Here is a 19,849-nt window from a genome sequence, read left to right on the forward strand (position 1 = left end):
ATGATCGGAATCAACACGCGCGCCGTCGCCTCGCTGGCGGCCGTCGTCACTCTGGGACTCGGGCTCGCGGCCTGCGGGTCCTCCAGCGACGACGCGGACAGCACGTCCTCTGCCAGCACCAGCACGAGCGCCTCGGCGGACGCGAGCGAGTCGAGCTCGTCCGACGACACGACGGCGAGCGGGTCGCTCGAGGACATCGTCGCGCAGGCCCAGAAGTCGGTCGACGGGATGAAGGACTCCTTCGGGGGCATCTACTCCGACATCAAGATCGAGGCCGAGGGCGACGACACCCTCAAGTACACCTACGTCTTCGCCGACGCCTCGACCGCCGACGCGGCGAAGTCGAGCCTCAAGGACCAGTACGACACGTTCCAGTCCACCTGCGACTCGACCATCACCCCGATGCTCGAGCAGGCGGGCGTCAAGGACGCCAAGGTGGAGTACATCTTCCAGGGCCCCGACGGCGACGAGGTCGGCTCCTACACCTGCAGCTAGCCGACACCTCGCGAGCGCCCGCCCCGGATCACCACCGGGGCGGGCGCTCCGCGTCTCCCCGTCCTTCGTGTCCTCTCCGCCCCCGTTCGGCGTCGTCGCGTCAGCCGTTGAGGAGGTCCCCGATCCCCGGCTGTCCCTGGCCAAACCCGCGCTCACGGTGTGTCGGCCCGAAGACCTCCTGACACCCGCCGCGGCGTGTCTGGCGCGCGGCCTACGCCTGTGCCACGTCGAAGTCCACGCGAAGCGAATAGCGCTCGGCGACGTAGGAACTGATGGTGTATTCGAGCGGTCGTCCAGTCTGGTCGGTGATCGTGCGAGTCTCCACCAGCAGTGGCGTCGCCGAATCGACCCGAAGATGCTCGGCGTCCTCTCCTGCGGCTCGCGCGCTGATCACCGAGCGGCCCGCCATCGGACTGTGGCCGAGACGCCGCAGCTCGTGATGGAGCGAGCCGCCCTCGAGGTCCGCGGTTAACAGCGCCGTGAGGTGCGCTGGGAAGGCCGCGCGCTCTACGGCAATCGGAAGATCATCGAAGTAACGAACCCGGGTGATGGCGACGACCCGCGCGGTGCCGGCCCCACCCTCTGCCAGTGCCGCGCTCTCCCCCTCGCTGGCTGGCCTGATGTTCGCCTCTAGGACACGCGACCGAGGTCTTCTTCCTTCGGCGAGTGCTTGGTCGTGAAAGCTGACCAGTTCCCCAACCGGTCGAGCGGCGGCTGGCTTGCGGACGTAGCTTCCTCGGCCGGGGACGCGCTCGAGGAGCCCGTCGCTCTCGATGCGATTCAGTGCCGCGCGCACAGTCATGCGAGCCACGGCGAACTCCTCTGACAGGCGCGGCTCCGAGGGAAACGGGTCTCCGTCACGTGCCTCGGCCAGACGCCGCCGCAGTTCCTTCTCGATGCGCTCGTAGAGCGGTTCTGACGGCATGCGGGCCTTTCGCTGTTGTGTGCGCAAGAGTCATCCTATAGTCTAGGCTGCCTAGACAACCTAGACAGATTATGAAAGAAATGAGGACAGCTGGTGAGCGTCGAAACCCTTGCCTACCCGGTGTGGACCGGACGACTGCCGACGATGGAGTCGGTCGCGAAGATGATCGACCACTCCCTGCTTCGTCCCGAACTGGGCAGAGTCGACATCGACGGCGGCCTGGCCACCGCTGTCGAATACCGCGTCGCCTCGGTCTGTGTGCGCCCCGCCGACGTCGCCTACGCTGCCGAGCGACTGGCGGGAACCGGAGTGGCGGTCGGCACGGTGGTCGCGTTCCCGCACGGGAGCAGCACCAGCGAGGTCAAGGTCTATGAAACCGAGCGGGTGATCGCGGCCGGGGCCGACGAGATCGACATGGTTGTCAACATCGGCCGACTGCGCGACGGCGATGCGGCGTTCACCGAGTCTGAGATCCGCGCCGTAGTCGAGGCTGCGGCCGGACGCTGCGTGAAGGTCATCTTCGAGAACAGCTACCTCGATGACGATCAGAAGGTGGCTGGCTATCTCGCGGCAGAGCGAGCCGGCGCCCACTTTGTGAAGACGTCCACCGGGTTCGCCGCCGGCGGCGCAACCGCGCACGACATTGCCTTGATGCGCGCGACGGTCGCGGTGGACGTCGCCGTGAAGGCTGCCGGCGGCGTCCGTTCCCTGGACGCCCTGCTTGAGTTGAACCGACTCGGCGCGACGCGCTTCGGTGCGACAGCCACGGGCACCATTCTGGATGACCTGGCCGCGCGGCTTGCCGGTCACGCTCCGGTTGCCGCGAGCGTTGCACCCGGGGGCGGCTACTAGTGGTCATCTTCGGCCGCTAGCCTTGACGCGTCAGACAGGGGAGCCCTGGAACCGGGCTGAGAGCGCGACAGGAGTCGCGGACCCTCCGAACCTGCTCCGGTTAGCACCGGCGAAGGGAGTCATGATGCGTTCGCGCGCATGGAGACGGCACCGTCTCACCGTGGCGGTGCCTGCCGCCCTCCTCACCATCACCGCCTCCACCCTGACGGCCTGCGGCAGCGACGCCGACGGCTCGGCAGCGTCCTCGAAGGGCTCGACGGTCACCCTCGTCACCCACGACTCGTTCTCGCTGCCCGACGAGCTCACGGCGAGGTTCGAGAAGGAGAGCGGCTACACGCTCAAGGTGGTCGCCAACGGCGACGCCGGCCAGCTCACCAACAAGCTCGTCCTCACCAAGGACTCTCCGACCGGGGACGTCGCCTTCGGCGTCGACAACACCTTCGGCTCCCGGGCGCTCGACGAGGGCGTCTTCGCCGACTACACCCCGGCGAGCGTGCCCGAGGGGGTCGGCGACTACGACCTGTCCGGCGACGGGGGCAGCAAGCTCACGCCGATCGACACCGGCAACGTGTGCGTCAACGCCGACACCGACTGGTTCGCGGATCACGACCTGACCCCGCCGGCGACTCTCGACGACCTCACGAAGCCGGCGTACCGGGACCTGCTCGTGCTCCCCGGCGCGGCCACCTCGAGCCCGGGCATGGCGTTCCTGCTGACCACGATCGCGGCGAAGGGCGATGACTGGCCGGACTACTGGAAGGCGCTGCTCGCCAACGGCGCGGAGCTCACCCAGGGATGGTCGGACGCCTACGAGGTCGACTTCACCGCGGGCGGCGGCAACGGCACCCGCCCGCTCGTCCTCTCCTACGACTCCAGCCCGGCGTTCACCGTCAAGGACGGCCGGACGACCACGGAGGCGCTGCTCGACACCTGCTTCACGCAGGTCGAGTACGCCGGGGTGCTGGCCGGGGCGAAGAACGTCGACGGCGCACGGGCGCTGGTCGACTTCCTGCTCACCCCGGAGGTCCAGGAGGCGCTCCCGGACGCCATGTACGTCTACCCGGTGGTCGCCGGCACCCCGCTGCCGGCCGACTGGGCGTCGTACACGAAGCGGCCGACGAAGCCGTGGAGCGTCGACCCCGCGGAGATCGACCGGAACCGCGACTCCTGGCTCGAGCGATGGACCGACATCACCACCCAGTAGCGGGCGAGGAGCCCACGAACGTGGGGCCACACGCCGAGGGCGGACGCACCCTCCGGCGGGTGACCCCTCTCATGGGGGCCCTGGTCCGAGTGGTGGTGCTGGCGGCGGTGCCCCTGGCGGTCCTCGGCACGCTCTTCGTGCTGCCGGTGAGCGCGATGATCGGGCGCGGCCTCGACGGCGGGATCGGGCCGGTGCTCGACGTGCTGGCGCGCCCGCGGGTGCACCGCGTGCTCTGGTTCACCCTCTGGTCGAGCACCGTCGCCACGGCGATCGCGGTCCTGCTCGGCGTCCCGGCCGCCTCGGTCCTCTACCGGCTGAGGTGGCCGGGCAGCCGCGCCGTCCGGGCGCTGGTGATGACGCCGTTCGCGATGCCGAGCGTGGTCGTCGGCATCGCCTTCCGCCAGCTGCTCTCCGAGGGAGGGCCGCTCGGCGGCCTCGGCCTGGACCACTCCGCTGCCGCCGTGATCGCGGGCCTGGTCTTCTTCAACGTGCCGCTCGTCGTCCGCACGGTCGGCCTTGCGTGGGAGGGCCTCGACCCCGAGCCGGCCGAGGCGGCGGCCGTGCTCGGCGCCGGCCCGGCCACCGTCTTCCGGCGCGTCACCCTCCCCGCGCTGCGGCCCGCCATCGGCGGGTCCGCCGCCGCGGTCTTCCTCTTCTGTGCCACCGCGTTCGGGATCGTGCTCATGCTCGGCGGCCTGCGCTACGCCTCGGTCGAGACCGAGATCTACCTCCTCACGACCAACCTGCTCGACCTCCGCGCCGCCGCCGCCCTGTCGCTGCTCCAGCTCCTCGTGGTGGCCGCGCTCCTCCTGCTCACCGGCCGGCTGCAGCGCGAGGCTCCCACCGAGCGCGGCATCGCCCAGCCGCGGGCCGTGCGGCGCTCGGACGTCCCGGCACTCGGCGCCACCCTCGTGCTGGCCGCCCTCATCGTCGTCCCGGTCGCGACCCTCGTCTCCGGCAGTCTCCGCCGCGACGGCGCGTGGACGCCGGCCAACTACCGCGCGCTCGCCGGCCTCGCCGGCGACGCCATCGCCACCAGCCTCCTCACCGCCGTCGTCGCCACCCTCGCCGCGATGGCTCTCGGCCTTCTCGTCGCGTACGTCGTCAGCCGGCCGTCCCGCACCGGCGCGGAGCGCCGCCTGCGACTCGCGCTCGACGCCGTCTTCATGCTGCCCCTCGGGGTCTCCGCGGTGACCCTCGGCTTCGGCCTCCTGCTCGCGCTCGGCCGGTGGCGGGACGACCCGTGGCTCGTCCCGATGGCCCAGGCGCTCGTGGCGCTGCCCCTCGTCGTACGCACGCTCGTGCCGGTGTGGGCCGGGATCGACGACCAGCTCCGGGACGCCGCCGCGACGCTCGGGGCCTCACCGTGGCGGATCCTGCTGCGCGTCGACCTCCCGCTCGTCCGTGGCGCGGCCGCGGGCGCCGCCGGGCTCGCCGCCGCGGTCTCGCTCGGCGAGTTCGGTGCGACCAGCTTCCTCGCCCGCGACGAGCACCCCACGCTGCCGATCCTCGTCTACCGCCTCCTCAGCCACCCGGGCGCCGCCAACTACGGCGGCGCGCTCGCGGCGTCGGTGGTGCTCGGCGCCGTCACGACGGTCGTGCTGCTGGCCGGCGAGCGCGCGGCCACCCGTCACCGTCCGTTCACCTAGACTGCCGGTCGTGTACCGCCGTGCCCAGCTCCTGCTGCTCGTCAACGCGGTGGGCATCGGGGTCGCGGCGGTCATCGTCTCGATCGTCACGGACCGGCCGCTCGTCGATCCCGACGGCAGCTTCCTCGGGCCCACGTGGCTGCGCCTTCCGCTGCTGCTCGGTGGCGCGATCCTGCTCGACATCCTGCCGCGGACGCTGTGGCTGTCGAGGTTCCGGCCGAGCGCCATGCTGCCCGTCGCCCAGGCCCGGCTGCGCACCCACTGGAACAGGGAGCGCCTGACCCTCGTCGTGGTCGGCATCCTGGCGTTCTACATCGTCTACGTGTCCTACCGGAACCTGAAGTCGGCGCTGCCCGCGCTGATCAGCGCTCAGTACGACCACGAGCTCCACCTGATCGACCGCGCCATTCTCTTCGGCCACGAGCCGGGCGTGCTCATGCAGGACATCTTCGGCACGAGCGTCTCCGCCTGGGTGCTGTCGCTGGTCTACATCTGGTTCCTGTCGCTGGTCCCGATCTGCGTCACCATCTGGTGCGTCTGGTCGCGCAACCTGGCCTACGGCTACTGGTTCGTCTGCTCCCAGGCGCTGGCGTGGACCCTCGGCACGATCTCCTACTACGCGCTGCCGACGATCGGCCCCGGCCTGCAGTACCCGCAGATCTACGCGACGCTCGCTCAGACCCCGACGAGCGACCTCATGCACTCACTCGTCCTCGCGCGGCAGTCGATGCTGTGGGACGCCCAGTCCACGACCGCCCAGACGGTGGCGGGCTTCGCCTCCCTGCATTGCGCCATCACCCTGCTGATCACCCTGATGGTGCAGTACACGCTGCCGTGGGCCTGGCTCAAGGTCGTCGCGTGGATCAACCTCGTGCTCACCGTGTGCGCCACGCTCTACTTCGGCTGGCACTACATCAGCGACGACGTCGCCGGGATCATGATCGGCCTGGTCTCCTTCTACCTCGGCGGACTGGTGAGTCACCAGCACTTCCGGCGCAAGGGCTACGCACGGCGGGAGGCGCTCCGCATGCGTCCCGAGCAGGAGGTCACCACGGTTTGACGGTCCTGGTCCCCGGGTACGAGATCCCTCATGGACAGCACCGTCGCCCGTCAGCTCCGCGCCTTCCTCGCCGGCCCGTACGCCGACACGCGTGAGCTGGTCCTCGGCAGCCTGGAGCCCTACGCCTCGGTCCTCGAGGACGCCGAGCGCCTCCCGATCGACGAGTTCCGCGACCGGGTCCGCGACGTCGTCGTCGAGATGGCCGGCTCCGGCCTGACCGCGCTCGGCTTCCCGAAGGAGTACGGCGGCGCCGGCAACATCGGCGCGTCCATCGCCGCCTTCGAGACCCTGGCCGTCGGCGACCTCTCGGTGCTGGTCAAGACGGGCGTGCAGTTCGGGCTCTTCGGCGGCGCGATCCTCCAGCTCGGCACCGCGCGCCACCACGAGGCCTACCTCGCCGACACCGTGGCGGGCAACGTCATGGGCTGCTTCGCGATGACCGAGCACGGCCACGGCTCCAACGTCGCAGCGCTCGGCACCGTCGCGACCTACGACCGCGAGACGCGGGAGTTCGTCATCACGACGACCACGGAGGACGCCTACAAGGACTACATCGGCAACGCCGCCCGCCATGCCGAGCTGGCGGTCGTCTTCGCGCAGCTGGAGATCGATGGCGAACGTCAGGGGGTGCATGCCTTCGTGGCCCGGATCCGAGAGGCGGGGGAGCCGGTCGTCGGCGTACGGATCGCGGACGACGGACGCAAGATGGGGCTCAACGGGGTCGACAACGGCCGGCTGTGGTTCGACGGCCTCCGCGTGCCGCGCGAGGCCCTGCTCAACCGCTTCGCCGACGTCAGCGAGGAGGGCGTCTACTCCAGCGACATCGAGTCGGTGAACCGCCGCTTCTTCACCGTGCTCGGTACCCTCATCCAGGGGAGGGTCAGCGTCGGCGGAGCCGCCGTCACGGCCAGCAAGGTCGCGCTGAGCATCGCCACCCGCTACGCCCTCCAGCGGCGGCAGTTCGACACCGGCGCCGGCGACGACGGGCTCGAGACGCCGCTGCTCGACTACGGCCAGCACCAGCGCCGGCTCCTCCCGCTGATCGCCCGCAGCTACGCCCTGACCGCCGCGCAGGAGGTCCTGGTCGACCACCTGCACCGGTCCTTCGGGGGCGACCTGCAGGGCCCGGAGGACCCCGAGGTCTACCGCCGTGAGCTCGAGTCGCGCGCCGCGGGGACCAAGGCGCTCGCGACCTGGCACGCCACCCGGGCGATCCAGGAGTCGCGCGAGGCCTGCGGGGGCGCGGGCTACCTCGCGGAGAACCGCTTCGCGGCGCTCAAGGCCGACACCGACGTCTTCACCACCTTCGAGGGCGACAACACGGTCCTGCTTCAGCTCGTCGCGAAGGGCCTGCTCACCGACTACGCCGGCGAGTTCTCCTCGATGGACCAGCTCGAGCTCGTCCGCTTCGTCGCGTCCCAGGCGGTCGACACGGTCGTCGAGCGGGCCAGCGTGCACAAGCTCATCGAGCGGGTCCGCGACCTGCTCCCGGGCGGCGACGGCGACGAGCCCGACATCAGGGACGCCGACTACCACCTCGCCATGCTGAGCTTCCGCGAGGAGCACATGCTCGCCGGGGTCGCCCGCCGTCTCAAGGGCGGCATCGACCGGGGCACGCCGGCCGGCATCGTCTTCTCCCACGTCCAGGACCACGTCATCGCGCTCGGCCGCGCCCATGTCGAGCGGCTGATCCACGAGGCGTTCGTCGCGAAGGTCCGCGCGCAGCCCGAGGGAGCCGCCCGCGACCTGCTCGACAAGGTCGCCGACCTGGCCGCGCTGTCGGCCATCGAGGCCGACCGGGCCTGGTGGATGGAGCACGGCCGGCTCACCGTGCAGCGCTCCAAGGCCATCACGGCCGAGATCAACACGCTGTGCCGCGAGCTCCGCCCTCACGCCCGCGACCTGGTGGACGCCTTCGGGATCCCGGACGCCTTCCTCCGCGCCCCCGACCTCGTCTGACCTCTCGTGCGTCCCACGACGAGCCACGTCCTCTCCCGGATCTGCTCCTGGGAGCGGCTCTCCACAGGGGAAGATCCGGGCCTGGCCTCGGTCGGCGGCCGCGGTGAGGCTGGTTGCACATCTTCGCCACCGACCGCACTATGAGGGAGTGATCACCATGCCGCTCGACACCCTCGCGACCGTCGCGAGCGTCCTCGTCGCAGCAGTCGGCCTCTACATCGCCGTCCACGCCGACCTGAGTCGGCAGATGCGCGACCACCGTGCTGAGACCAAGGCCGATCTTGGGAACCATCGGTCCGAGGCGAAGGCGGAGTTGGCGGCTGTGCGGTCGGAGATCAGGGCCGATCTTGGGAACCATTGGTCGGAGGCGAAGGCTGAGTTCGCTGCCCTGCGGTCTGAGACGGCGAGGGTTGAGGAGCGACTGACCGCTGAGATCCGGCGAATCGACGACCGCGTCTTCCAGCTCGCGACGGCTCTCAAGCCGTTGACCGCGCCGGAAGGCGCTTGATCCCGGCGGCGCCCGGCTCGACGGCGAGGCCGCACGACGCCGTGCTCCGGGCCTCACGTGACCCATCGAGGCCATTGACGCCCGGGTCCCTCTGACTGACGATAAGTGCCATGCGTCGGTGGCGGCACCTCCTGGCCGTGCCGCTCGTCGCCTCGATCTTGGGGCTCACCGGCGCTGCCGGGGGACGCCCGGTGACGTCAGCGGCCTCACCGACGTCCGGACCTCCGCGCCGCCGGCCTCCTCACCCGCGGCGGCGACAGCTCTCACGCTGGCCGGCGCGAAGCGGGACAAGAAGGCTCCGTACGTCTACGTGGTCAAGGGCCGCCTGACCGGGTCCTTCCCCGCGTCGGCATGCTCGGGACGGGTGAGCGTCGCCGTCCGCCGGGGCGCGAAGCTCGTCACCTCGGCCACCGTCCCGCTGGCGGGCTGCGCCTTCAGCGGGAAGGTCACGGTGTCCTCGGCCAAGCTGAAGCGGGCGCTGCCGAAGAGAATACGCAAGCGCCACTCCAAGGTCCGGCTGACCCTGACGGTGACCTGGCCCGGCAGCAGCAGCCTCGCGGCCTCCTCGCGCAGCATCACCGTGGTCGCCCGCTGATCTCATCGACCTTGCCGTGATTGCGGGGCGCGACGTCGAGATCAACACGCTGTGCCGCGAGCTCCGCCCTCACGCCCGCGACCTGGTGGGCGCCTTCGGGATCCCGGACGCCTTCCTCCGCGCTCCCGACCTCGTCTGAGATCCCATCGGGGCCACCCGCCGTCCCTGACGGGATCCGTGGTCCGCTCTGTCCACACGCGAGTGTCGCGCCCCGCGGGATCGGTCGGTGTCGGGTGTCAGCGTGGTTGCGGTTCATGCACCGACCACCGACCATGAGGGAGTGACCACCGTGCCGCTCGACACCATCGCCACCGTCGTGGGCACCGTCGCGCCGCTCTTCGCCGCTCTGTGGGCGTTCAACCAGAGCATCAATCGCCGCTTCGACCAGCTCCGCGTCGAGATGGGCAGTCAGGGCTCGCAGCTCCGCGCCGAGCTGGACAGTCAGAGCTCGCAGCTCCGCGCCGAGATGCGGGGACAGGGCTCGGAGCTGCGGACCGAGATGGGTGACATGAGATCGGAGCTGCGGGCGGAATTCGCCGCTGTCCGTGCCGAGATCCGCCACGTCGACGACCGGGTGTTCCAGCTCGCGCGCGACATGGCGCCGACTCGCCAGGAATGAGCACGGCGGGCGGAGCGTGCTCCACCCGCCGTACGGAACGAGGATCAGTGACCGGCGTCGGCCAGGCGCTTGACGGAGGCCTCGATCTCGGCCTCGGCCTCGGCCTTGCCGACCCAGTCGGAGCCCTTGACCGACTTGCCCGGCTCGAGGTCCTTGTAGCGCTCGAAGAAGTGCTTGATCTCGTCCAGGGTGAAGTCGTCGACGTCGTGGACGTCCTGGATGTGGTCGAAGCGGGGGTCGGTCGGCACGCAGAGAACCTTCTCGTCCTGGCCCTTCTCGTCCTCCATGACGTACATCCCGACGGCGCGCGCCTCGAGCACGATGCCCGGGAAGAGCGGGAACGGCATCAGCACGAGCGCGTCCAGCGGGTCGCCGTCGCCGCCGAGGGTGCCCTCGATGAAGCCGTAGTCGGCCGGGTAGACCATCGAGGTGAAGAGCACGCGATCCAGGCGGATCTTGCCGGTCTCGTGGTCCTGCTCGTACTTGTTGCGCGAGCCGCGCGGCACCTCGATGAGCACGTCGAACGTCACAGTCATGGCGGTAGTGTCCCACGCGTGAAGTGGTGGTCCGTCGTCGCCGCCGCTCTGCTCGCCCTGGCGCTGGCACTGGTCCTCACCACGTCCGCGCAGGCCCCCCAGCCCTCGGAGACCGCGTCGCCGGAGCCCTGGGACGCCTCCGTTCCCACGCCGGCCGCCCTCACCGCGCGTACGCCGGCGGCCGACCCGGACGAGGTCGCGGCGGTCCTGCGCGGCCGGCTCTCCGGGTCCGACCTCGGCAGCCATGTCCTCGCCGAGGTGGCGGGCCTGACGGGCGACCCCCTGGTCTCGGTCGGCACCGGCTCGGCCACGCCGGCCTCCACGGCCAAGCTCCTCACCACTGCTGCGGCCCTCCACGTCTACGGCCCCGAGGCGACCTTCGCCACCCGGGTCCTCTCCCCGCGCAGCGGCGTCATCGTGCTCGTCGGCGGTGGCGACCCGCTGCTGGCCACCGAGCCGTCGAAGCCGACCGGGAAGTCCCAGACCCCGGTGGCCGACCTCACCACGCTGGCGGCCACCACCGCCACCGCCCTCAAGGCCGCGGGCGTCACCGTGGTCCGCCTGGCCTACGACGACAGCCTCTTCGCCGGCCCGGCTACCAGCCCGGCCTGGCCGTCCACCTATGTGCCCGAGGACGTCGTGTCCCCGGTGTCGGCCCTCCGGGTCGACGAGGGGCTGCTGCCCGGCAGCGAGGGCGGCGGCCGCGACCTGACGCCCGCCGTCACCGCGGCGCGGCGCTTCGCCGCGCTGCTCGAGAGCGACGGCATCACGGTCGGCGCCAAGCTCCGCCACGGCGCCGGCACCGGCGACGAGGTCGCGCGGGTCGAGAGCGCGCCGCTGCGCCAGATCGTCGAGCACACCCTCCAGACCAGCGACAACGACGCCGCCGAGACACTGGCGCACCTGGTCGGCGCTCGGGCCGGGGACGGCTCCTTCAGCGGCGGCGCGACCGCGACGACGGCCGCGCTCACCGAGCTCGGCGTCCCGCTCGACGGCGTGACGCTCGCGGACGGCTCCGGCCTCTCCCACGACGACGCGCTCACCCCGGCCGCCCTCACCTCCGTGCTGCGACTGGCCACCACCGACCCCGACCTGCAGGTGCTCTCGTACGGGCTCCCGGTGGCGGGATTCAGCGGGTCGCTGGCCGCGCGCTACACCGACGACGGGAGTGACGGCGGGCTCGGCGTCGTACGCGCGAAGACGGGGACGCTCACCGGCGTCAGCGCCCTCGCGGGTTTCGTCACCGACGCCGACGGCACACCCCTCGTCTACGTCGTCATCGCCGACGAGGTGCCGGTCGCCAACACGCTCAAGGCCCGGCAGGCCCTCGACGACGCGGCCGCGGCCCTGGCGACCTGCCACTGCTCCGCGACCGCCTCCGGAGACGGGACGGCGACCGCCCAGCCGTCGGCTACGGTCGCCCCATGACCGCCACCGGTGCGAGCGAGATGATCGACTGGAAGCTCGGCGTCCGGCTCGGCACGCGCGTGGCGGGCGACGGGCCGCGGGTGAGCCGTGCCGAGGCCGACGCGACCGTCGCCGAGCTGCGTGCCGACGCCGCCCGCTCGACCGGGCTCGTCCGCGACTTCACCGGCCTCGACGCCCCGGAGGGCACCGCCCCCGTGCTCGTCGTCGACCGCGCGGGCTGGATCCAGGCCAACGCCGACAGCTTCCGGACGGTCCTCGCCCCGGTCGTCGACAAGCTCGGCAGCACCGCGTCCCGCCCGCCCGCCGGCCTGGGCAAGGCCATCGGCAGCAAGGTGACCGGCGTCGAGGTCGGCGGTCTCCTCGGCTTCCTGGCCGGCAAGGTCCTCGGCCAGTTCGACCCGTTCACCTCGACCACCGAGGCGCCACACGGCAGGCTCCTGCTGGTCGCGCCCAACGTGGTGCACGTCGAGCGCGAGCTCGGCGTCGACGCGGGCGACTTCCGGCTCTGGGTCTGCCTCCACGAGGAGACGCACCGCGTCCAGTTCACCGCCAACCCCTGGCTGCGCGACCACATGCTCGGCCAGATCGGCGAGCTCGCCCAGCTCACCGACGCCGGCACGATCCGTGACGACCTCGTCGGGAGGATCGCCCAGATCGTCAAGGGCGACGGGCCTACCGGGGGCAGCCTCATCGACCTCGTCACCACGCCCGAGCAGCGCGCCATCCTCGACGGCCTCACCGCGGTCATGTCCCTGCTCGAGGGTCATGCCGACTACGTCATGGACGGCGTCGGCCCGAGCGTCATCCCCTCGGTCGAGGCCATCCGCGCGCGGTTCACCGAGCGGCGCAAGGGCATCGGCGCCCTCGACCGGCTGCTGCGGCGGCTGCTCGGCCTCGACGCCAAGATGGCGCAGTACCGCGACGGCGCCGCCTTCGTCCGCCACGTCGTCGACGCGCTCGGGATGGAGCGGTTCAACACCGTCTGGTCCGGTCCGGACGCTCTCCCGACCCTCGCCGAGATCCACGACCCCGAGGCCTGGATCCAGCGCGTGCCCGGCCGCTGACCACAATCGTGCCTTTGTTTGATGACACCCCGGGCAGGCAGCGACGGCCCGGGGTGTCATCAAACAAAGGCACGATCCGTGCGTCGGGCAGACTGACCAGGTGGCCCTCCATCCCGCCGTCGCCGTCGTACGCCGAGGGGTGCGTGCCGCGCTCGCCGACCTCGATCCCGCGGACACCGTCGTCGTCGCGGTGAGCGGCGGGCCGGACTCGATGGCGCTGGCGTCGGCGGCGATCTTCGAGGGCCGCAAGCGGAGTCTGCGGGTCATCGGAGCCACCGTCGACCACGCCCTCCAGCTCGACAGCGCCGAGGTCGCCGCGGCGACCGCCGAGCGGCTCGCCGCCCTGGGGGCCGACGAGACCGCCACCATCGCGGTGCGGGTCGACGACCCCGACCGGGCCGGTCCGGAGGGTGCCGCCCGCCGAGCCCGCTACGCGGCCCTCGAGCAGTACGCCGCCCACGCCGGCGCCCGCGTCGTCCTGCTCGGCCACACCCGCGACGACCAGGCCGAGACCGTGCTGCTGGGGCTGGCCCGCGGCAGCGGCCCGCGCAGCATCGCCGGGATGCGGCGGTCGTTCGCGCCGACGGCAGGCGCCGCGGGTGCGCTGACCTTCCGCCGGCCGCTCCTCGACGTGAGCCGCGACGACACCGTCACCGCCTGCCAGGTCGAGGGGATCGAGGTCTGGCACGACCCGCACAACGACGACCCGGGCTATGCCCGGGTCCGCGTGCGCCGCACGGTCCTCCCGGTGCTCGAGGAGCAGCTCGGCCCCGGCATCGCCCACACGCTGGCCCGCACCGCCGACCAGGTGCGCGCCGACACCGAGCTGCTCGACGCCATCGCCGAGTCCGAGTGGCGGGGGCTGGGTGAGGCTCTGCCGGCCGGCGTGCTCGCGGGATTCCCGGACGCGATCCGCACCCGCATCCTCCGCCTCGCCGCCCTCGCGGCGGGCGCGATCGCCGCGGAGCTGACCTACGAGCACGTGCGCGCGCTCGACGGCCTGGTCACCGGCTGGCGCGGTCAGCGGTGGATCGACCTGCCCGGTCCTCTCCGTGCCGTGCGGACCGGCGACGCCATCGCGTTCCAGCCCGCTCTGTCTGACCCCTGAGACGAGCCGCCGCAGGCGTTAGGGCCTGACAAGAAGTCACGTGGAGTTTCGCGGCGCCGTGGCACGCACTGGCCCGCGTTGTCGGGCACTCGACGGCCTGGCGGCCGCCTTCGGCCCTCCGCCTTGGCCAGTACGCACCACGACACCGCGCAACACGCACGCAATTTCTTGTCAGGCCCCTAGCATGGTCCTTCGTGACGCACATCACTGTCGACCTCACCGATGAGACCCGCGCCGAGCTGGACGCCGACATCGCGGCGCTGACCGCCGGAGCCGAGCATTGGGCGGGTCTCACGCTCCGCCAGCGCGCGGACCTCTTCGATCAGGTGCACGACGCCGTCGCCGCGCACGCGCAGACGTGGGCCGAGGTCGCAGTCGCCGCGAAGCGCACCCCGGCCGCCTACGCGGGCGAGGAGTCCCTCGCGGGCCCGTACGCCGCGATGAACGCCTTCGCCGGCGTCGCCCGGTCGCTCCGCCTGCTGGCCGAAGGGAAGTCCCCGATCGACGGCCTGCCGACCGGCACCGGCCCGGGCGGTCGCACGACGGTCAAGATCCTGCCGAGCGACGCGCAGGAGGTGGTGCTCTTCAGCGGCTTCTCCGCCTCGGTGTGGCTCGAGCCGGGCGTGAGCGTCGACCAGGCCCGTGCCGAAGCCGGGCTCGGCGCCCGCCGCACCGGTGAGAACGGCGGGGTCGGCGTGGTCCTCGGCGCCGGCAACGTCTCGAGCATCGGGCCGCTCGACGTGCTCTACGAGCTCGTCTCCGCCAACCGCACGAGCGTGCTCAAGCTCAACCCCACCTTCGCGACCCTCAAGCCGGTGCTCGACATGGCGTTCGCGCCCCTCGTCGGCGCGGGCCTGATGCGCGTGGTCAACGGGGGCGCCGCGGTCGGCGGCTACCTCACCGGCCACGACGGGATCAGCCACGTCCACATCACCGGCAGCGGTCTCACCCACGACGCCATCGTCTGGGGCACCGGCGAGGAGGCGCGGACCCGCCGCGCGGCCGGCGACCCGAAGCTGACCAAGGAGATCACCTCCGAGCTCGGCGGCGTCTCGCCGATCATCGTCGTGCCCGGCGAGTGGTCCAAGGCGGACCTGCGCTACCAGGCCGAGCACGTCGCGACCCAGCGGCTGCAGAACGCGGGCCACAACTGCATCGCGGGCCAGGCCCTGATCCTCAGCTCCGACTGGCCCCAGCGCGACGCGTTCCTCGACGAGCTGCGCGCGGTGCTCGACGAGCTGCCGCCCCGCCCGGCGTGGTATCCCGGCAGCGAGGCCAAGCTGGAGCAGGCCACGACGTCGTACCCGGAGGCGGAGATCCACACCTCGGGCCGTCTCCTCGTCGAGGTCACCGACGAGACCAGCCAGGACCTCTTCACCACCGAGTACTTCGCGCCCGTCCTCGGCCACACCACACTCCCGGGCGCCGGCGCGGACTTCCTGGCCAACGCCGTCGAGTTCGCCAACGAGCGGCTCGACGGCAGCCTCGGGGCGGCGATCATCGCCGATCCGAAGACCCTCCGCGGGATGGGCGCACGCCTCCAGGACCTGCTGGCGAGCCTGCGCTACGGCGTCATCGGCGTCAACGCGTGGACCGCCGTCGGCTTCCTGCTCCACGGCGCGACGTGGGGCGCCTTCCCCGGGAACACCCTCGACGAGGTCGGCAGCGGCATCGGCATCGTGCACAACAGCCACCTGCTCGCCCACGCCGAGCGCACCGTCGTCACCGGGCCCTTCCGCCCGTTCCCCCGCTCCGTGCTCGGCGGTGAGCTCTCCCTCTCGCCCAAGGCGCCGTGGTTCCTCAGCTCGAAGACCGCCAACACCACGGCCGCGCGGCTGACCGCGTTCGCCGGCAAGAGCAGCTGGGCCCGCATCCCGGGCATCGTCGCCTCCGCGCTGCGTGGGTGACCCGCGCCGCCTCGCGAGCGGACGGCTAGGCTCCTGACCGTGGACGCGGACACCGTGCAGGACGACCTGATCAACATCCTCTTCACCGAAGAGCAGATCCAGGGCAGGCTCGGCGAGATGGCCAAGCAGATCGAGGCCGACTACGAGGGCCGCGACCTGCTCGTCGTCGGGGTCCTCCGCGGCGCGATCATGGTCATCGCCGACCTCACCCGGGCGATGGACCGCCACGTCGAGATCGACTGGATGGCGGTGTCGTCGTACGGCTCCGGCACCACCTCGTCCGGCGTGGTGCGCATCCTCAAGGACCTCGACTCCGACCTGCACGGCCGGCACGTGCTCATCGTCGACGAGATCATCGACACCGGCCTCACCCTCAGCTGGCTCGTCGCCAACCTGTCGAGCCGCGGTCCCGCCAGCGTCGAGATCGCCACCCTCCTCCGCAAGCCGGAGGCCCTGCAGATGCCCGTCGAGCCGAAGTACGTCGGGTGGGACATCCCCAACGAGTTCGTCGTGGGCTACGGCCTCGACTACCGCGAGCGCTACCGGAACCTGCGCGACATCGGCACGCTCGCGCCGCATGTCTACTCGTAGGGCCCGTAGGGGACAATAGGGAATCCCTGTTCGTTAGGAATCTGAGTGAAGCGTTTCGCCAAGAGCCCCCTGCTCTGGATCATCGTCGCGGTCGTGGCCGTGCTCCTCGGCTTGCAGTACCTCGCGCCCCGCAGCGGCGGTGACGAGATCACGACCTCCCAGATGGTGAAGTACATCGACGAGGGCAAGGTCGAGTCGATCACCTTCATCGACGGCGACCAGCAGATCAAGGCGACGCTCGACAAGGGCACCCGCTCGGCCGGCGACGAGGTCACCACGCACTGGGTCGACGGCGCTCAGGAGGGGCTGATCGAGAAGGTCCAGGCGCAGGTCGACGAGGGCACCATCGAGAAGTACAACGCGGAGGTCGCCAAGGCCAGCCTGATCGGCTCGATCCTCAGCTTCATCCTGCCGTTCGTGCTCATCGTGGTGCTCTTCATGTTCCTGATGAACTCGGTGCAGGGCGGCGGCGGTCGGGGCGTCATGCAGTTCGCCAAGTCCAAGGCCAAGCTGATCACCAAGGACATGCCGAAGACGACGTTCGCCGACGTCGCCGGCGCCGACGAGGCGGTCGAGGAGCTCCAGGAGATCAAGGAGTTCCTCCAGGAGCCCGCGAAGTTCCAGGCGGTCGGCGCCAAGATCCCGAAGGGCGTGCTGCTCTACGGCCAGCCCGGCACCGGCAAGACCCTGCTCGCCCGCGCGGTCGCGGGCGAGGCGGGCGTGCCGTTCTTCTCGATCTCCGGGTCGGACTTCGTCGAGATGTTCGTCGGCGTCGGCGCCTCCCGGGTGCGCGACCTCTTCGAGCAGGCCAAGGAGAACGCTCCGGCCATCGTGTTCATCGACGAGATCGACGCCGTCGGCCGCCACCGCGGCGCCGGCATGGGCGGCGGTCACGACGAGCGCGAGCAGACCCTCAACCAGCTCCTCGTCGAGATGGACGGCTTCGACGTCCGCGGCGGGGTCATCCTCATCGCGGCCACCAACCGCCCCGACGTGCTCGACCCCGCGCTGCTGCGCCCGGGCCGCTTCGACCGCCAGATCCAGGTCGACGCCCCCGATCTCGCCGGGCGGGAGAAGATCCTGTCGGTCCACTCGCGCGGCAAGCCGCTGGCCAAGGACGTCGACATCACGAGCGTCGCCCGGCGTACGCCCGGATTCACCGGCGCCGACCTCGCCAACGTGCTCAACGAGGCCGCGCTCCTCACCGCCCGCGCGAACGAGAAGCTCATCACCAAGGCCCACCTCGACGAGGCCATCGACCGCGTCATCGCCGGCCCGCAGCGCCGCACCCGCCTGATGAGCGAGCAGGAGAAGCTCATCACCGCCTACCACGAGGGCGGCCACGCCCTGGTCGCCGCGGCGATGCCGCACAACGACCCGGTGCAGAAGGTGACGATCCTGCCGCGCGGTCGCGCGCTGGGCTACACGATGGTCATGCCCGACGAGGACAAGTACAGCCAGACCCGCAGCGAGATGCTGGACAAGCTCGCGCACATGCTCGGCGGCCGTGCCGCCGAGGAGCTGATCTTCCACGACCCGACGACCGGCGCCGGCAACGACATCGAGAAGGCGACCAACCTCGCCCGTGCGATGGTGACGCAGTACGGCATGACCGAGCGTCTCGGCGCGATCAAGCTCGGCAGCAGCAACGGCGAGCCCTTCCTCGGCCGCGACATGGGCCACCAGCGCGACTACTCCGAGGAGATCGCCGGCATCGTCGACGAGGAGGTCAAGAAGCTCCTCGCCAACGCCCACCAGGAGGCGTTCGACGTGCTCGACGAGAACCGCGACGTCCTCGACTCGCTGGTCCTCGCGCTGCTCGACAAGGAGACGCTCGGCAAGGAGGAGATCGCCGAGATCTTCGAGCCGCTGCGCCGCCGCCCGCTCCGTCCCGCGTGGACCGGCTCGGACACGCGCCGGCCCTCCGAGGTGCCCGCCGTCGAGGTGCCGCAGTGGATCCGCGACCGTGACGTCGCCGCGGCCGCCGCGGCCCACGCAAAGATCGGCGGCAACGGCCAGAACCCGCCCGGAGGCATCACCGACGTGCCCGACTCCCCGGTGCCCGCCGAGACGCCTCCGCCCGCTCCCGGGGCCGGGAGCTGAGGACCTCCCGCCCATGACCGATCGCGTCTCGCTCCCCGACGACGGGCGGGTGGCTCCGTCGTTCGACCACGCCCGCGCGGAGGCGGCCGTGCGCGAGCTGCTCTTCGCGATCGGGGAGGACCCCGACCGCGAGGGCCTGCTCGACACCCCCGCCCGGGTCGCGCGCGCGTACGCGGAGGTGACCCAGGGCCTGCGACAGCTGCCGCAGGACGTGCTCACCACGACCTTCGACATCGGCGCCCACGACGAGCTCGTCCTCGTCCGGGACATCGAGTTCTGGTCCATGTGCGAGCACCACCTCGTCCCGTTCAGCGGGGTCGCCCACGTCGGCTACATCCCCCACGCCGAGGGCCGGATCACCGGCCTGTCGAAGCTCGCCCGGCTGGTCGACGTCTACGCCAAGCGGCCTCAGGTGCAGGAGCGGCTGACCACCCAGATCGCCGACGCGCTCATGGAGATCCTCGCGCCCCAGGGCGTCATCGTCGTGATGGAGGCCGAGCACCTCTGCATGACGATGCGCGGCGTCCGCAAGGCCGGCGCCCGCACCATCACCTCCGCCGTCCGCGGCTCCATGCGCTCCAGTGCCACCACGCGCTCCGAGGCCATGGCGCTGATCAATTCCCGCACCTGAGCCTGGATCCGCGGCGTCGGCCGTCCTCGACGGCCGCACGCGCTCAGGCGCCGGAGTCGGTCAGCCGGAGGTCTTGGTCCGGTCGCACTGCGGGTAGGGGATCCGCATCTTGTTGGAGTCCTCGGGGGCGTCGGGGCACGGGGTCCGCAAGCACGACGTGAGCAGCTTCTTGTACGTCGGGTCGCCGCCGATCAGCGAGACGCCGTCCACCTCGTTCACGGTCGCGCTCTGCTGGATCGCGAAGCCCGGGATGGCGAAGAGCACGTTCCGGAAGGTGACCACCTCGCACGGCCCCGAGCGCACCCCCGCCCGCGGCTGCCGCACACCGGTGGTGGAGTCCCAGCACCAGTCGTAGTCGTTGGGCAGGATCTGGCCGACGACCCACACGGTGCCGCAGTCCGGGGCGTCGGTGCTCACGTCGAGCTCCTCGAAGATGTTGCCGCCGCTCACGCTCTGGCCAGTCTCGGTGTTGCCGTGCCCGGTGACCGTCTCGGTCGGCTTCGGCGAGGTGTTGTCGCCCGCGCCGAACCGGGAGCACCCGGCCGCGAGCGGGATCAGCGCGACCAGTGCCAGCATCGCCAGCAGGGTCGACGCCCGGAGTCGGGATTCCATCAG

General features: G+C 71.3%; 20 protein-coding genes and 1 riboswitch. Of the genes, 17 read left to right on the forward strand and 3 right to left on the reverse strand.

The window, feature by feature from the left end; all coding sequences use genetic code 11:
- The gene (locus QM572_RS04680) at window positions 1-495 is read left to right on the forward strand and encodes a DUF4854 domain-containing protein (protein WP_415090545.1); all 495 of its coding nucleotides are present in this window, start codon (window positions 1-3) and stop codon (window positions 493-495) included.
- Window positions 496-706: 211 nt separating this feature from the next.
- On the opposite strand, the gene QM572_RS04685 is transcribed toward QM572_RS04680, so the two are convergent.
- Complete coding sequence (locus tag QM572_RS04685; RefSeq protein ID WP_415090547.1) at window positions 707-1,447, reverse strand: GntR family transcriptional regulator; 741 nt, start codon at window positions 1,445-1,447, stop codon at window positions 707-709.
- Window positions 1,448-1,513: 66 nt separating this feature from the next.
- Here QM572_RS04685 and deoC point away from each other — a divergent pair, with 66 nt between their 5' ends.
- The 9 genes from deoC to QM572_RS04730 all read left to right on the forward strand — a co-directional run bounded on the left by deoC (window position 1,514) and on the right by QM572_RS04730 (window position 9,866).
- Window positions 1,514-2,272 (forward strand): deoxyribose-phosphate aldolase, encoded by a 759-nt coding sequence (gene deoC / locus QM572_RS04690; RefSeq protein WP_415090549.1) that lies wholly within the window; start codon window positions 1,514-1,516, stop codon window positions 2,270-2,272.
- 26 nt (window positions 2,273-2,298) lie between these two features.
- A riboswitch (TPP riboswitch) is annotated at window positions 2,299-2,407 on the forward strand.
- 25 nt (window positions 2,408-2,432) lie between these two features.
- Complete coding sequence (locus QM572_RS04695) at window positions 2,433-3,476, forward strand: thiamine ABC transporter substrate-binding protein (protein WP_415090551.1); 1,044 nt, start codon at window positions 2,433-2,435, stop codon at window positions 3,474-3,476.
- A 59-nt stretch (window positions 3,477-3,535) separates the two neighbouring features.
- Complete coding sequence (locus QM572_RS04700) at window positions 3,536-5,125, forward strand: ABC transporter permease (protein ID WP_415090553.1); 1,590 nt, start codon at window positions 3,536-3,538, stop codon at window positions 5,123-5,125.
- A gap of 10 nt (window positions 5,126-5,135) precedes the next feature.
- Window positions 5,136-6,185, forward strand: a complete 1,050-nt coding sequence (locus QM572_RS04705; RefSeq protein ID WP_415090555.1) for a phosphatase PAP2 family protein — start codon at window positions 5,136-5,138, stop codon at window positions 6,183-6,185.
- Between the two features lie 30 nt (window positions 6,186-6,215).
- The gene (locus QM572_RS04710; protein ID WP_415090557.1) at window positions 6,216-8,144 is read left to right on the forward strand and encodes an acyl-CoA dehydrogenase; all 1,929 of its coding nucleotides are present in this window, start codon (window positions 6,216-6,218) and stop codon (window positions 8,142-8,144) included.
- Between the two features lie 157 nt (window positions 8,145-8,301).
- On the forward strand, window positions 8,302-8,652 hold the full coding sequence (locus tag QM572_RS04715) for a hypothetical protein (protein ID WP_415090560.1): 351 nt from the start codon (window positions 8,302-8,304) through the stop codon (window positions 8,650-8,652).
- 118 nt (window positions 8,653-8,770) lie between these two features.
- Window positions 8,771-9,247 carry a hypothetical protein gene (locus QM572_RS04720; protein WP_415090562.1) on the forward strand — a complete coding sequence of 159 codons (477 nt, stop codon included), beginning with the start codon at window positions 8,771-8,773 and terminating at the stop codon, window positions 9,245-9,247.
- 16 nt (window positions 9,248-9,263) lie between these two features.
- Window positions 9,264-9,386 carry an acyl-CoA dehydrogenase gene (locus QM572_RS04725; RefSeq protein ID WP_415090564.1) on the forward strand — a complete coding sequence of 41 codons (123 nt, stop codon included), beginning with the start codon at window positions 9,264-9,266 and terminating at the stop codon, window positions 9,384-9,386.
- A gap of 141 nt (window positions 9,387-9,527) precedes the next feature.
- Window positions 9,528-9,866 carry a hypothetical protein gene (locus QM572_RS04730; RefSeq protein ID WP_415090566.1) on the forward strand — a complete coding sequence of 113 codons (339 nt, stop codon included), beginning with the start codon at window positions 9,528-9,530 and terminating at the stop codon, window positions 9,864-9,866.
- 44 nt (window positions 9,867-9,910) lie between these two features.
- On the opposite strand, the gene QM572_RS04735 is transcribed toward QM572_RS04730, so the two are convergent.
- Window positions 9,911-10,402 (reverse strand): inorganic diphosphatase, encoded by a 492-nt coding sequence (locus QM572_RS04735; protein WP_415090568.1) that lies wholly within the window; start codon window positions 10,400-10,402, stop codon window positions 9,911-9,913.
- An 18-nt stretch (window positions 10,403-10,420) separates the two neighbouring features.
- On the opposite strand from QM572_RS04735, the gene dacB reads away from it, so the two are divergent.
- The 7 genes from dacB to folE all read left to right on the forward strand — a co-directional run bounded on the left by dacB (window position 10,421) and on the right by folE (window position 19,234).
- On the forward strand, window positions 10,421-11,830 hold the full coding sequence (gene dacB / locus QM572_RS04740; protein ID WP_415090570.1) for a D-alanyl-D-alanine carboxypeptidase/D-alanyl-D-alanine-endopeptidase: 1,410 nt from the start codon (window positions 10,421-10,423) through the stop codon (window positions 11,828-11,830).
- Window positions 11,827-12,894 carry a zinc-dependent metalloprotease gene (locus tag QM572_RS04745; protein WP_415090572.1) on the forward strand — a complete coding sequence of 356 codons (1,068 nt, stop codon included), beginning with the start codon at window positions 11,827-11,829 and terminating at the stop codon, window positions 12,892-12,894. Before dacB ends, QM572_RS04745 begins: the two co-directional genes overlap by 4 nt.
- Before the next feature lie 100 nt (window positions 12,895-12,994).
- On the forward strand, window positions 12,995-14,002 hold the full coding sequence (gene tilS, locus QM572_RS04750) for a tRNA lysidine(34) synthetase TilS (RefSeq protein ID WP_415090574.1): 1,008 nt from the start codon (window positions 12,995-12,997) through the stop codon (window positions 14,000-14,002).
- A 194-nt stretch (window positions 14,003-14,196) separates the two neighbouring features.
- The gene (locus QM572_RS04755; RefSeq protein ID WP_415090576.1) at window positions 14,197-15,909 is read left to right on the forward strand and encodes an aldehyde dehydrogenase family protein; all 1,713 of its coding nucleotides are present in this window, start codon (window positions 14,197-14,199) and stop codon (window positions 15,907-15,909) included.
- Between the two features lie 39 nt (window positions 15,910-15,948).
- Entirely contained in the window at window positions 15,949-16,500 is a 552-nt protein-coding gene (gene hpt / locus QM572_RS04760; RefSeq protein ID WP_415090578.1) for a hypoxanthine phosphoribosyltransferase, read from the forward strand.
- 45 nt (window positions 16,501-16,545) lie between these two features.
- A complete protein-coding gene (gene ftsH, locus QM572_RS04765) occupies window positions 16,546-18,603 on the forward strand; it encodes an ATP-dependent zinc metalloprotease FtsH (RefSeq protein ID WP_415090580.1) in 2,058 nt (685 codons plus the stop codon).
- A 13-nt stretch (window positions 18,604-18,616) separates the two neighbouring features.
- Window positions 18,617-19,234, forward strand: coding sequence for a GTP cyclohydrolase I FolE (gene folE / locus QM572_RS04770; protein WP_415090582.1), 618 nt, complete (start codon window positions 18,617-18,619; stop codon window positions 19,232-19,234).
- Window positions 19,235-19,294: 60 nt separating this feature from the next.
- Here the strand turns inward: folE and QM572_RS04775 are convergent, their stop codons facing one another.
- Window positions 19,295-19,846, reverse strand: coding sequence for a hypothetical protein (locus tag QM572_RS04775; protein ID WP_415090584.1), 552 nt, complete (start codon window positions 19,844-19,846; stop codon window positions 19,295-19,297).
- Window positions 19,847-19,849 lie beyond the last annotated feature (3 nt).

The organism is Nocardioides sp. (assembly GCF_047607365.1).
In the GTDB taxonomy this organism is placed as follows: domain Bacteria; phylum Actinomycetota; class Actinomycetes; order Propionibacteriales; family Nocardioidaceae; genus Nocardioides.